The sequence below is a fragment of the Paenibacillus sp. FJAT-27812 genome (genome assembly GCF_001273905.1).
Taxonomy (GTDB): domain Bacteria; phylum Bacillota; class Bacilli; order Paenibacillales; family Paenibacillaceae; genus Pristimantibacillus.
The window spans coordinates 6,712,538-6,724,808 of sequence record NZ_LIGH01000001.1; the positions used below are offsets into that span (position 1 = coordinate 6,712,538).

Genomic DNA, 12,271 nt, shown 5'->3' on the forward strand with positions numbered 1-12,271 from the left:
AGGCTCGTTTTGCGTTGTGGGAGGTGCGTTTCCTCGTGCCCTTTGCGGATAGAACGGAATGAACAGGAGCTTTTCCCGGTAATCTTGCTGCCAAAAGCCACAAACGCGACTTCCGCCGCCAGAGCCAGCTTACACACTTGCCTGCACCCAACATAAACATTTTCCCTCTAGGAGGCTATATGAAAGCAGTAAAAGTAATGGCTATTCTAATCGGGCTTGCGCTCATTATTGGCGTGCTCGAGTACAAGGGCATCATTTGGCATAATAGTATATTTGCGATGAAGTATAAGGTCAAAGGGCTCGATGTGTCCCATTATCAAGGCGATATCGACTGGAAGACCGTTGCAGCAAAGGACAAGTATCAATTTGTTTACATGAAAGCAACAGAAGGCAATGATTATACGGATGACACGTTCGAGCAAAACTGGAACCGCGCCAAAACAAACGGAATGTTAGTCGGCGCTTACCACTTCTTCTCGGCGCGAAGCACCGGGGAGCAGCAAGCGGACCATTTTATAAGCATGGTGTCGCAAGAGGCTGCCAGCCTTCCTCCCGTAATCGATATCGAAATCGCGCTGACGCATGATGTTGCTGTCATTCAGCATGAATTGAAGGCAATGAGTGGCAAGCTTGAAGCAGCCTATCAGAAAAAGCCGATTTTGTATGTCACGTATGACACTTACAATACCTATGTTGCGAGCGGATTTGAAGATTACGAAATTTGGATTCGCGATATTTTGAAATACCCCGCCCTGAAAAAAAAACGGGATTGGTTGCTTTGGCAGTATTGCAATCGCGGTAGAGTCGAGGGGATCGATGCTTATGTAGACATAAATGTGTTCAAAGGCAGCCAAGCGGAATTTAACGCAAAGTTTAAAGCTTAGGCTCGTCATCCTTCGTATCCACATACGCCAAATGTCCTCTCCCCCAGCCGCACATGCTGTCGAGAACAGCGGTCAGCGTTTTGCCATGCTCGGAAATGCTGTACTCCACCCGGGGCGGAATTTCTTGATAAATAACACGGTTAATCAGCTTGTCATCCTCCAGCTCGCGCAGCTGCTTGGCAAGCGTTCCCTGTGACACTTCCGGGATCAACCGTTTAAGCTCGCCAAAACGTTTGGTCCCGTCTATTAACAATATAAATAAAATAAGCGGCTTCCACTTCCCGCCTATCATATGTAGAGTGGTAAGGACTCCTCTTAACCTTGGTTCTCTCTCTTTCCAATCCATTTCCTCTCTCACCTCTCCTATCATCATAGCTGAGACAGTCTCCTTTTGCACGAGCGATCGTGCGAACTAACCTTCCCTTAAGCTCCAATCAGTACGAATTTTCGTACCAAGTACGAATGAAGTGCGTACTTGGCAGTTCTATTTTTTTATCCAATAATAAAAAACAGAACTTTCAAATTCACTGGCCCGTAAAAAAGGAGAGCATTAACTATGTCTATAACTTTAAAAAATCAACGTATCGTTATCATCGGCGGAAGCTCAGGCATCGGGCTTGCGACTGCTAAACAAGCGGTAGAACAAGGAGCATATGTCATCCTCGGCGGCCGCTCCGAAGAGAAATTAGACAAAGCCAAACAAATTTTAGGATACGATTCCGTAGAAACCCATTCGTTGGATAACAAAGATGAGGTTGCGCTCAAGTCCTTTTTCGAAAGGGTTGGGAACTTTGACCATCTCTTTACGCCAGGCGCTTCCTATGTCAGAGGGCCGATTACATCCAGCGCAGACGTTGCGCATAGCTGCTTTAACGCGAAATTTTGGCCGCAATATCATGCTGTGAAGTACGCGGCTCCTTATCTAAACGCCAAAGGCTCGATCGTGCTCATGTCAGGCGCTTTTGGCCAGCGTCCTCTAGCGGATGGAGCCTCATACGCCGCTTGCAACGGGGCTATCGAAAGTCTCGGCAAAGCGCTTGCCGTAGAGCTCGCCCCAATCCGGGTCAACGTCATCTCCCCTGGCACCATAAATACCTCCTTCAACTGGGAAGGAGCAGAGCAGGAGGTCCGGGATCAATCCTATGACGAATATGCGAAAATAAATTTGCTAGGCAGAATCGGCCATGCCAGCGAGGCCGCGCATACGACCATCTACCTGATGACTAACGGGTATACAACGGGCAGCACTTTATTTCCTGACGGCGGCTATATTTTGCGCTAAAACAAGTCTCGATAAAATGAAAACGGCTGCTCCGCGGCAGCCGTTTCAATCGTCAACTCATAACAATCCTTTTCTTAGCTTTTCTATGCTTTTGATCACATAATTGTTGTTATCCTCGTTGTTCATCTCGGTTCTCGCATGCCGAAGCGCAGGCCTTAATGATTCAACCGATTGCCCAAAATGCTTCATCCACTCATAACGCGGAACCATCCACAAATGAAAATGATGCGTAGTGTCTTCATTGTAAAAGTAATACACATGATCTATTTTTAGCTCATTTCTTTGAACTTCACGTATCCTCCTTATCAGCTGAATATATCGACTAGATTCCTCCTCCGTTAGCTCATCCATACAATAGAAATGCCGCTTTGATGCCAAAATAACTAATCCAGGGATCGGATAAGCCACATCCTGATGGGCATGAAATAACTCATCCTCATAAATGACGCCACCTGCTGGTTGAACTAAGCCGGAAGTAACTGCGCAGCTTAAGCATTCGACTTCTAACTCATCTCCATTTGAGAGTATGACTTGTCTCATTTTCAATCCTCCTGAATTCCTTTTTCATAGAATACTAGACGACTCTCAACTATCACTCGCATACCATCTAGGATCATACGTTAGCTTTAACATGTCACCCAGCCTGAGCCCGAACTCGATAAAGCCCCTTCCTCTTGCTGTAAGGAGATTGCCGTCTTGAACAACAAGCTCCTCGCTATAAAGCTCCTCGTCAAACACTCCTGTTTGAGCCCGATGCTCTGGGAGCATGCCTATCGTATACCTTTTGCCCTTTAATAGGCCGGCCTTCGCCAATAAATAGGGAGAGCTTGAAATCGAGGCGATGACAAGATCCTTCTCCGTAAACTTTTGCAAAAATCGAATTACATCCGCATTTTCAAAGAGCGTTGAAATATCCATACAGCCCGGCAGCAATAAACTGTCTATCGTCGAAGCATCCACATTGTAAATCGTCTTATCTGCTACGCAGGTTAAATCGGATTCTCCTTGTATCGGGCGATCCGTTATTCCGATTGTCGTGATCGGATGATTTCCTTGCTTTAAAACAGACAGCGCTACCGTTAACTCATACTCACTAAAAAGCGGATAAAGCAAAACACCTGTTGCCACGTTAGCCACCTCTTCCTCAGCGCATAATAAAAGGCAACCAAAGTTGGTCACCTTAAAAACAACTCTCTATACATTAACCTTATAATTAAGTTTCAACTCATCTCCAGGCAAACCGCGAATACCCCAATTCGATTTGGGAGTCTCAAAAATGGTAATTTCTAAATCCTCCGGTGAAATATGAAAATGGTTATTCAGGCTCTCAAAAAGCAACCGAATCAACAGTTTTTTCGAATCCGCCGAACGACCTTCAAAAATGCTTATTTCAATAATGGTATAAGCATCCGTCCGCCCCGGGGCGAAATGAAAATCTTCTTTGTCCATAGGAAAAAAACGATGAAACTTCTTATCCGCTGGAAATTTAAAAGCTTCAACTACACAGGAATGAACGACTTCCGACAATTTTTGTTTAATGGGATTCAGACTTTCCTTTAAGCCATACATCTTTACTTGAGCCATGCTCCTCATCTCACCTTTCTCTTCTCCACTATTCTCAGCTAAGCTGCTTCCAATATCATCCTAATTATAGCATGGGATTTGGAAATGGGAAATGCTAGGTTGTTGGCGCTGCCAAGTTGGTCATTGATTCAAAAGCATGCAAACCTCTTCCAGCTTCAAACCACGTGACCCTTTTACTAACACGATATCGTTCTTATCTAGTATACGAAGGCACTCGTTCGCTAAATCATTTTTAGAGGTAAAATGCTTCGTTTGTCCTTCAAAATCTGAATCAATAAGTGTATCTGTAATTACTTTGCTTATATGTCCATAAGAAAAGACGGAATGGATTTTTGAAGTATCGATACTTGTTTTAACGTTATTTTCATATAACCGCCTTATTCAGCATCGACAAATTACTTCACAAGACGCTTAGGCGCGGCACGTAAATAAGCTTCTTTAATCAGGACGCCCATCTCTTCCCAATCTTGCGGATCGCTTATGGACACCCAGCCGCGATGACCGATATAAGCTGGTTTAAAAAATCGCTCCTCCTGCAGTAATATCTCCTGCGTCTCTAAATCTGACTTGAAGGTAATCCCATAGTCGCTCATCATGATAAACGACTTGTCTTTCACCTTAAACGTATTATGTCCGTGCCCATCTATTAAATCTACGACCTCAGGCAGCTCCTTGCAGATGAGGCGAACCTGCTCCAGCATATTGATTCCTTTAGCTGTTTTCATTCCACTCAAATCGTGTCCCATAGTAGCCCTCCTTAAAATATTTTTCCTTGTTTACTTCTTTCGCGATATTAGCTGGTTTCACCTTTTCCCGCTTCTACATGTTAACTAGTCTGGAACCTTAATTGTTTAAAGAACTCCCTCATGGCTTCTACCTGAAGAGTATTGACCTCAAACATTCCATTCAGTCGTATTGCATTAGATTGATTAGCTACATTTTTTGCAATTTTATATCGCATTAATGAATGTTCACCCAATTCGGAATATGATGGGCAAAGTATTTCCCTATCTTTTCGACTTCCGTCATGATCCTTCTTATGCCCTCTTCTGTTAAAAACCAATTATCCTTACTGATGCCTGTCTTATCAATAACGGGGGCAATAAAAAACTGCGTTTCCTTTGGGAAAACCGTTTTATAGGTAAGAAGTGCCCGGCATGCGTGCCCCGCCTTACAAGCTAAAATTACTCTGTTTGCTGGAATGCCATTCGCTTGTATAATCTCCCACGAGTACCTTGCGTTCTCAAATGTATTGGAAGCTCTATCCTCTTTCAAGATCGCTTCTTCCGGAACACCTAGCGACAATCCAATTTCGTTTAAAAAATCCCATTCCGTTGTCTCTACGTTTTTTGTCGCCCCTCCCGATGGAAGGATTAGCGGCGCCAACCCTTGGTGATATAATTGCGCAGCTTTTTCCATTAATTGAGGTTGGCTTCCCCCAGGCACAAGAATAAGATCCGCCTGTTCAATCTCGGTTTCTAGAAATATGAACTTCGTTATGGGATCAAATGGGTATGGCATTTTATGGCTCCCTCCAGGATTATAATCATCCATACAGGCTATTCAAATATGTTGAGCAGCCTCATCTACCTCGCTATATTTATCAGATTCGCTTGGACTACTTGTGATCTGGATTAACTCATGTTCTAACTCTGCTATTGTTTCTTTAGGCAGCTGACTTACAAAGTCTGTGAGCAGGAAGTATTTCCATTCCCCATCGCTTGTGTTCAATACGTATCTAATATGCGGCAGCAGATCCTTATTAAACGGCAGCAAGATTTCTCTTACATCAAATGCTATTGGCCAGTTACTATCTTGAAGCCATTGCATCAATTCTGGAATGATCGGGCGAATGCTTTCTATGTCCCTATTTTTTAATTTTTCTATTCTTTCAAAATCGCTTTTGTGCTCAGGGATAAGCTCTCTTACGTCCATCTTCCACCTCCGAAAACACTGAATTACACCTATATTAACACACCGTACAAGCACATGGATGCCGCTAAAAATGAACATTGCATCGTTTAAACATGATCGCTTTTAACCATCAAAAAGAAGGAGCAAGCCATTCAGCTGCCCCTTCAATATTGCCTTCCTACCGCCTAATCCTTTAATTCAATCCGGTTTCCTTCGGGGTCAATAACGATGCCGATCGTACCCCAATCGAAGCTCTCTACCTTAACCTGCACTCCACGTGCCATTAGCTCTGATACGGATGAATCAAAGTTGTTTACGTTGAACCGGATGACCGTCGGGTTTTGCGATCTTTTTTTTTCTTTGTCGGAGGCAAATCCCTCTTCTTCAAGCATCAGATAACTGCCTCCAAAATCAAGAGTAGCTAACTCCTTACTGCGCTGACGCACTTTCATCCCCAGCTTTTCAGAATAAAACGCCAATACGGATTCATAATCCTCGCAAAAAAGAATAATACCCGTTTCTCTGATCTCCATCAGCTATCGCCTCCAATCCTTTATTTACCTATCATAAAGGATTTTATTAAAGAGAGCGTCCGTACAATGCAGTAACCATTCTCTACTTCTTTAGTCGCAATTTGTCTCGTTAGATCGATTTATTTTCTGGATGCCTCATACACGAACTTCTCTTTGGCGTGGCTTGGTCGTTTTCCATACTCGAAATCAGCGGAAATCGATACATCGACAAAACCTACGTTTTCCAACATGCACTTAAATTCTTCCACCCCATACCACCGCAATGCAAAACGCTGCAATTCCGTTTGAACGAGCTCACCGTTACGCCATTTGGCAAGTGATTGATAGCAGAAGCGCTCCACTTCCCTAGATCCGAGCTATTGTAGTCGTTATCCGGCAAGAACAAGTCCAAAATAAGCCTGCCGCCAACTTCCAGATGATCATAAAATCGTTTTAAAACCTCGATTGCTTCTTCACGATTCTCGATTAGCAGAAATGATCCAGCCGGAACAATAATTGCCTCATATTTTCCAGGCAGAGCAAGATCCTTTAAATCCGCATGATACAAGTTCGTTTTTAAACCCCTCGCTTCGCATCGTTGCTGACAGGAGCTTAACATTTCATGCGAGTAATCTACTCCATCGACTAGAAGACCAGACTCGAGCAGCGGAATGAGGACGCGTCCAGAACCAACCATCGCCTCAAGAATCGGGCCCCGGACAGATTTCAGTCTTTCCTGATAATATTGAATATCTCCATTAAAGGACTGTCCAATAGATTTGGTTAGGTCATATACTTCTGTACAAAGCTCGCCGTAATAACTAAATGACATAAATGATTTCCCTCCGTGTGTGCTTGTTTTGTGTGCACGAAAGGGTAACTAAAATGATTATCCCTTACGTACCTCGAAAATTACTGCTTCGTACGCGGATTTAATGGCTCCCACTATAATCACTCGCTTTCATTCCATGATTTAATTAACATAAGCTCTTGGTAATCTATTGGAAATAGTAGAGAATGATTATACGTATAAAATACGCTCCGTTGATCGGGCTTTTTTATTATGTTGTTTAAATTTTGATATTTTTGATTAACTCCTCGAGAGAGTAACCGTTAATCGTTACGCCTGTAATATCACAATCACTAATATCCATATTCGTTAAATTACAATTTTGCAACCGAATATTTCTGAGATCGGAATTTTGAAAGCTAATTGGTTTATACTTTTCTTCCGCATCGTAATTCCCATCACCTGGCTTGGGAAGCACTACATTTTGAAATTCAGCGCCAAATAAATGGACATGATCAATCTTCAAATGACTTAGATTCGCATCTTTGATTTTGGTCTCCGTTAGGTTAGCATCTGAAATGCTCGTTCTGGACATGTTCACATCGTGAAAAACCACGCCGCTTAGATTAGCATTTTTTATTTGTGTCCCTGCCAAGCTTACATTGTCAAAATGCAATGCCTCCGCTTTCACCTCAACAAATCGCGAACCGGATATATCATCGTTTTGGTAGGTTACCTTTGTCATTTGAATTTCTCCTTTTAAATGAATAGTTTCTATCTTATTATGATGCCGTGAATGTTGAATATCTATCAGTTTCAAGAAAAGTTTTCTATGCCTGACATTTCCCGTTATGGATGAACAAATAAAACTGGTGAAAAGAGCTACACCCACAGCGACATGGATCTTCTCAATTGTTGAATATTTTTATAAGAAGACAATTGGTTCTCACAATTATCGTTAATCTTATGAACTATAATAAAATCAGGATTATAAATGTCTAGATCCATAAAATCTTTTGTAACACTTATAGATCCCAATAAATATCCATTGAATAATATGGTAGAACACAGAGATAGAAATAGCAGCATAAAAATCTTTAATATAAACACCAAAAACGGTGTTGGCAAAAAAATAAATGATTAGACTGTCAATCACAATACTAACCACTTGCTTTGTATATATCGACATTTCTTTTTTCAGCTTATACCTAAAAAAAGCAAAAATAATGGGATGCACTAAAGTTTCAAAAAAAATGAACCCTAGCATAACAACTAAAGAAAAAGTAAAAACTCCTCCTGTTTTGCTGAATTCAAGCAATCCGCCTGATTCTGCAAAGTACTTAAAAAACAATCCATACAAATACGCAAATCCTATAATTGGGAAAACAATAAATATGGAGAGGGTTGGAATCAACCATATTCTTACGCTTAATGGAGGTATTTCTTCTTGATCTCTACGTGCAATATATCTTATGAGAATGTTCATACTCATGAATAATAGAAGTAGTAACGAAAGTAATAGTAAGTAGTTTGGATTCATATCGTTTTACCACCTGATATAAAGAAGTAATAGGGTTATCAAGCATTCGTGAAAGTTATTATGATATAAATCAATGACCTAACTAAAACCAGCGCCTTGTAATTCATCATTAATAATACCACTATTTTACATCATATGTTAAGCGATATAAAAAATAATACAAATCACTGGTTTTAGTTATAACAGGTCAAGGTTAAGATTTAGAAACACTATAAGGGCTTATATTCCAGCAAGCCAAACAACGACTTTAGCAATTTCGTATGCTTCTGCAGGAGGTATTCCAATCGCAACGAGTCCTGTTGCAATAATATTTTCCTGCCAGTTCGTAATAGAGTCAAGAAAATCTGCAATTTTTGTAGAATATTTAGTTACGAATTTTCCTGCTGAGGGGCTTAATTTTTCAAGTATCTTTCCAAGGTAGGAGCCTCCATAACGTAATGCAGCAGTAATTGCCTTTTTAATAACATTCGAGATGAGGTTATTTGTTTGATATCCTCCTGCAGCATTAGATCCAGACACAACTGTGACCTGAGTAGCCACAACTGGTCCGGTTTTTGAATTTGCTGCAAAAGCAGCAGCAGGTGCAATTAGTGCACCTATCAATAACGAAAAGGCTAATACTGAAGCAATCATTTTCTTTTTGAAACGACTTAACATTAAGTAAACTACCTCCCAATAAGTTTTTGAAGTATACTTCATTTTCAATAATATACTAATATTGTAAATTTAAAAATAGTAAAAAAGGCTCAATATGAAAAATTTGTAAGTAAATTCGACCTACAAGGCTTTTAGCGTTTAGGTGGCTTATTGGCCATATACCGGTCTATCCTTATGCCATCAAAATTTTCACAGTTGAAAAGATATGCATATGCTTTGTACTATCAATAGGTTTTAGAAGACTAGCCGACCGCTTGCATTACCCCGCCGTCATCTTCAACATCTCAATAAACGCAAGCAGTGAATGAGACATCCACTTCTTAGGGTGAAATACTAACTGCAAATCCAAACGGATGTCCGCATGTCGGAAAAAAAGATCTGCCAGTTCTCCCCGCCTAATCTCCTCTTCAACGGCCATTTTAGGCAAAAGAGCGATTCCTGAGCCAGCCATCACGCATCTTTTTATCGCTTCCGGGTTACCAAGCTCCAAGCCGATTCGATAGGTTATCCCATTTGCCCGCAGTACCTTCTCCAGCATCATGCGATAATTACAGCTCGCTTCCGCCATAATCCACTCCGCCCCATTTAAATGGGCAAGCGCTACTTCTCCTAGCTTCGTCAAAGGGTGATTTGGACTAGCAATCAGAACGAGAGGCTCTTCTTTAATCGTAATCCAGGTAAGCGCTGGATCGGAAGGTTTGTTTTCCAATAGGAGCCCGATGTCCATTTCGCCTTCCTTTACTTTGTTGACGATAACGGACTCTCGGTCGGGTTGAAGCCGAATGGCAAGTTCGGCATATTTATGCCGAATTTGCTGGATTAAAGGCGGCAGATAATAAGAAGCCAAGGAATCAATCGTCCCGATCGAGATGGCTCCCCCGCCTTGCTCCGTCAACCTTTCTTTGGATTGCTGATAGAGTTCGAGCATTTGAACGGCTATCTTCAGCAGCTCTTCACCCGCAGAGGTAAGCCGAAGGCCTCTGCCAAACCGTTCAAACAGCTGGACACCATATGCCCGCTCCAGCTTTTGGATCTGCGTCGTAACGCTTGACTGCGCATAACCAAGCTCCTCGGCCGCCCTTGTAAAGCTTTGGCGCAAGGCGACCTCGCGGAACGTTTGAAAATAAACCAACTCCATATTTTTCGCCGCCTCATCATTATTATTGATACTGTTCATCAATTATTATAGATAACACTGATACGAAATGCCATGCTAAAGTAAAGTCACAACGATCACTAGGAGGTAAGACGATGTTAAAGGAAGCAGATTTAAAAGGTATTTTTGTGCCGGTTATTACACCATTCAACACGAACGAGGAGCTGGACTTGGATTCGTATCGCCGATATTTACAAATGTTATGCGCACATGAAATCCAAGGGTTAATCATTAACGGGACCACAGGAGAATCGCCTGCCGTCTCATGGGAGGAGGTGGAATCGCTCGTATATGCCACAAAAGAAAGCCTGATTGGCGTTAACAAACAGATGCCGTTTATCATCGGTACAGGCACGAATCATACTCTCTCTACCGTCAAACGGACAGAAGCGGCAGGACAACTAGGCGCTGATGCCGTCCTCGTCGTGACGCCCTATTACAGCCGCCCATCGCAGGAAGGGATCGTTGAACACTTTCGGAGGGTTGCGCAAGTCGGCGTGCCCGTCATTGCTTATGAGGTGCCTGCCCGTACCGGAATTCGGCTAACCGCTGATACGATGCGAAAAATTTTGGATATAGAAGGGGTAATCGGTTTAAAAGACAGCTCCGGCGGGACTCAGCTCATTACGGAATTGAAAAGCCGCGTTGCGAAACCTATTCTGTGCGGGGAGGATATTTATTTGCTTGAACTGCTGGCACTTGGTGCCTCTGGCGGAATCCTCGCTTCAGCGAATGTGCAAACGGACGCGTTTATCGAAGTCATTCGGCTTGCGAGCAGCGGCAGCAGCGCGAATTACCTTAAAGCTAAACAGCTATTTGATTCCCTGACTCCCTTAATCCAAAAACTATTCCAAGAATCCAATCCGTCGCCTTTAAAATGGATGCTTGCAAGGCAAGGGATCATCTCATCTGATACTCTGCGCCTGCCGATGGTTTCTATTACCGAGGAGCTGCAAGTTCAATTGGAGCAATTGCTGTAGCATAAAAAAAGACTGACCGGGATTAGACATCATCTCGGGCAGTCTTAGAATGAAAGGTTATTCGCCACGGTCATAGAAGCAGTTGACCGATGGCCCATGCTAGCGCGCCTGCAAACAGCGACGACAGCAGGTTCACCCTGTCGTTGTTCAGCCAGGCGAAGCCGCGCACTTTCTCCGCCGCGCTGCCGCAATGCGCGGCGCGCTCGGTTTCGCTGCCGCATACCCGGCAGCGATACATGGCCTGGCCCGTTGCGCCGAGCAAGGAGTCGGCGAAGGCACCGGCCAGGCCGGCGGCGGCCGCGGCGGCGATGTATGCCGCCGCCAGCCCGCCGCCAGGCGTACCCGCAGCAGCCTCTGCAGGCTGCGGGGCCGCCAGCAGCAGCGCGGCAACGGCGCCGATGAACACGGCGCCTGCGAGCGCTGCTGCGCTGCCGAGCGGCGTGACTCCGCCGCTCGTTCCAGCAACTACCGGCTTGCCGCTCGTCACCGATCGCGGCGCCGTCTTGCTTAAGGCCCCGATCTCGGTGGCCCAAGTATCCGCGTTCACGGCAGCCATCACGCCGATGTACGCGAATAGCCAGCCTTGATCCGGCCACAGCGCATTGGCGGCGCATAAGAGCAAGCCCACGCCGCCGTTAGCCCATACTTGCCCGGCATCGCGGCGGCCGGTCTTCTCGTATTTGGCTTCTGCCGATGCCTTGGCACGATGCTTCCGCTTCCACTTCGACCATAACGTCGAAGACACAAAAAAACCGATCAATAAACCGAACCAAACCGGCTCGCCCAGCGTAACGAAGCCGGTCCCCATTATGATCGCCGACCAAGCGCCCGAAGCGGACAATGAGCGCGCACGGTAAGCAGCTGCAGCAATAAGACCGCTTCCGATTAAACCGGCAAACAGTCTTAACCACCATTCGTCCAACAATCCAACCATCTAACGAGCAACCTCCTGCTTTTGCATCAACCGAAGTA

General features: G+C 44.0%; 16 protein-coding genes and 1 pseudogene. 3 read left to right on the forward strand and 14 right to left on the reverse strand.

Annotation, left to right across the window (positions count from 1 at the left end):
* The first annotated feature begins 179 nt into the window (after positions 1 to 179).
* Positions 180 to 884, forward strand: a complete 705-nt coding sequence (locus ADU23_RS28880) for a GH25 family lysozyme (RefSeq protein ID WP_053376920.1) — start codon at positions 180 to 182, stop codon at positions 882 to 884.
* Here ADU23_RS28880 and ADU23_RS28885 read toward each other — a convergent pair.
* Positions 874 to 1,254 carry a winged helix-turn-helix transcriptional regulator gene (locus ADU23_RS28885; protein ID WP_269433179.1) on the reverse strand — a complete coding sequence of 127 codons (381 nt, stop codon included), beginning with the start codon at positions 1,252 to 1,254 and terminating at the stop codon, positions 874 to 876. The two genes, ADU23_RS28880 and ADU23_RS28885, sit on opposite strands and share 11 nt — an antisense overlap.
* 186 nt (positions 1,255 to 1,440) lie before the next feature.
* Here ADU23_RS28885 and ADU23_RS28890 point away from each other — a divergent pair, with 186 nt between their 5' ends.
* The gene (locus ADU23_RS28890; RefSeq protein WP_053376921.1) at positions 1,441 to 2,166 is read left to right on the forward strand and encodes an SDR family oxidoreductase; all 726 of its coding nucleotides are present in this window, start codon (positions 1,441 to 1,443) and stop codon (positions 2,164 to 2,166) included.
* A gap of 57 nt (positions 2,167 to 2,223) precedes the next feature.
* Here the strand turns inward: ADU23_RS28890 and ADU23_RS28895 are convergent, their stop codons facing one another.
* The 12 genes and pseudogenes from ADU23_RS28895 to ADU23_RS28950 all read right to left on the reverse strand — a co-directional run bounded on the left by ADU23_RS28895 (position 2,224) and on the right by ADU23_RS28950 (position 10,301).
* Entirely contained in the window at positions 2,224 to 2,706 is a 483-nt protein-coding gene (locus ADU23_RS28895; RefSeq protein WP_053376922.1) for an HIT family protein, read from the reverse strand.
* A 45-nt stretch (positions 2,707 to 2,751) separates the two neighbouring features.
* On the reverse strand, positions 2,752 to 3,294 hold the full coding sequence (locus ADU23_RS28900) for a DJ-1/PfpI family protein (RefSeq protein ID WP_053376923.1): 543 nt from the start codon (positions 3,292 to 3,294) through the stop codon (positions 2,752 to 2,754).
* Positions 3,295 to 3,360: 66 nt separating this feature from the next.
* Entirely contained in the window at positions 3,361 to 3,750 is a 390-nt protein-coding gene (locus ADU23_RS28905; protein WP_053377884.1) for a tautomerase family protein, read from the reverse strand.
* Positions 3,751 to 4,145: 395 nt separating this feature from the next.
* Positions 4,146 to 4,496, reverse strand: a complete 351-nt coding sequence (locus ADU23_RS28910; protein WP_053376924.1) for an MmcQ/YjbR family DNA-binding protein — start codon at positions 4,494 to 4,496, stop codon at positions 4,146 to 4,148.
* Positions 4,497 to 4,710: 214 nt separating this feature from the next.
* On the reverse strand, positions 4,711 to 5,271 hold the full coding sequence (locus ADU23_RS28915; RefSeq protein ID WP_053376925.1) for a YdcF family protein: 561 nt from the start codon (positions 5,269 to 5,271) through the stop codon (positions 4,711 to 4,713).
* Between the two features lie 42 nt (positions 5,272 to 5,313).
* Positions 5,314 to 5,685: a DUF5071 domain-containing protein gene (locus ADU23_RS32525; RefSeq protein ID WP_053376926.1), complete on the reverse strand. Its 372-nt coding sequence runs from the start codon at positions 5,683 to 5,685 to the stop codon at positions 5,314 to 5,316.
* 164 nt (positions 5,686 to 5,849) lie between these two features.
* Positions 5,850 to 6,197, reverse strand: a complete 348-nt coding sequence (locus ADU23_RS28925) for a VOC family protein (protein WP_053376927.1) — start codon at positions 6,195 to 6,197, stop codon at positions 5,850 to 5,852.
* Positions 6,198 to 6,316: 119 nt separating this feature from the next.
* Positions 6,317 to 7,008: pseudogene (locus ADU23_RS28930) on the reverse strand (class I SAM-dependent methyltransferase).
* A gap of 238 nt (positions 7,009 to 7,246) precedes the next feature.
* Positions 7,247 to 7,711 (reverse strand): pentapeptide repeat-containing protein, encoded by a 465-nt coding sequence (locus tag ADU23_RS28935; protein WP_157266005.1) that lies wholly within the window; start codon positions 7,709 to 7,711, stop codon positions 7,247 to 7,249.
* Positions 7,712 to 7,954: 243 nt separating this feature from the next.
* On the reverse strand, positions 7,955 to 8,506 hold the full coding sequence (locus ADU23_RS28940; protein ID WP_053376928.1) for a hypothetical protein: 552 nt from the start codon (positions 8,504 to 8,506) through the stop codon (positions 7,955 to 7,957).
* 219 nt (positions 8,507 to 8,725) lie between these two features.
* Positions 8,726 to 9,163: a hypothetical protein gene (locus ADU23_RS28945; protein WP_053376929.1), complete on the reverse strand. Its 438-nt coding sequence runs from the start codon at positions 9,161 to 9,163 to the stop codon at positions 8,726 to 8,728.
* A 259-nt stretch (positions 9,164 to 9,422) separates the two neighbouring features.
* Positions 9,423 to 10,301 carry a LysR family transcriptional regulator gene (locus ADU23_RS28950; protein WP_053376930.1) on the reverse strand — a complete coding sequence of 293 codons (879 nt, stop codon included), beginning with the start codon at positions 10,299 to 10,301 and terminating at the stop codon, positions 9,423 to 9,425.
* A gap of 113 nt (positions 10,302 to 10,414) precedes the next feature.
* Here ADU23_RS28950 and dapA point away from each other — a divergent pair, with 113 nt between their 5' ends.
* Positions 10,415 to 11,299: a 4-hydroxy-tetrahydrodipicolinate synthase gene (gene dapA / locus ADU23_RS28955; protein ID WP_053376931.1), complete on the forward strand. Its 885-nt coding sequence runs from the start codon at positions 10,415 to 10,417 to the stop codon at positions 11,297 to 11,299.
* 70 nt (positions 11,300 to 11,369) lie between these two features.
* Here dapA and ADU23_RS28960 read toward each other — a convergent pair whose 3' ends face one another.
* Complete coding sequence (locus ADU23_RS28960) at positions 11,370 to 12,233, reverse strand: DUF92 domain-containing protein (RefSeq protein WP_053376932.1); 864 nt, start codon at positions 12,231 to 12,233, stop codon at positions 11,370 to 11,372.
* Positions 12,234 to 12,271 lie beyond the last annotated feature (38 nt).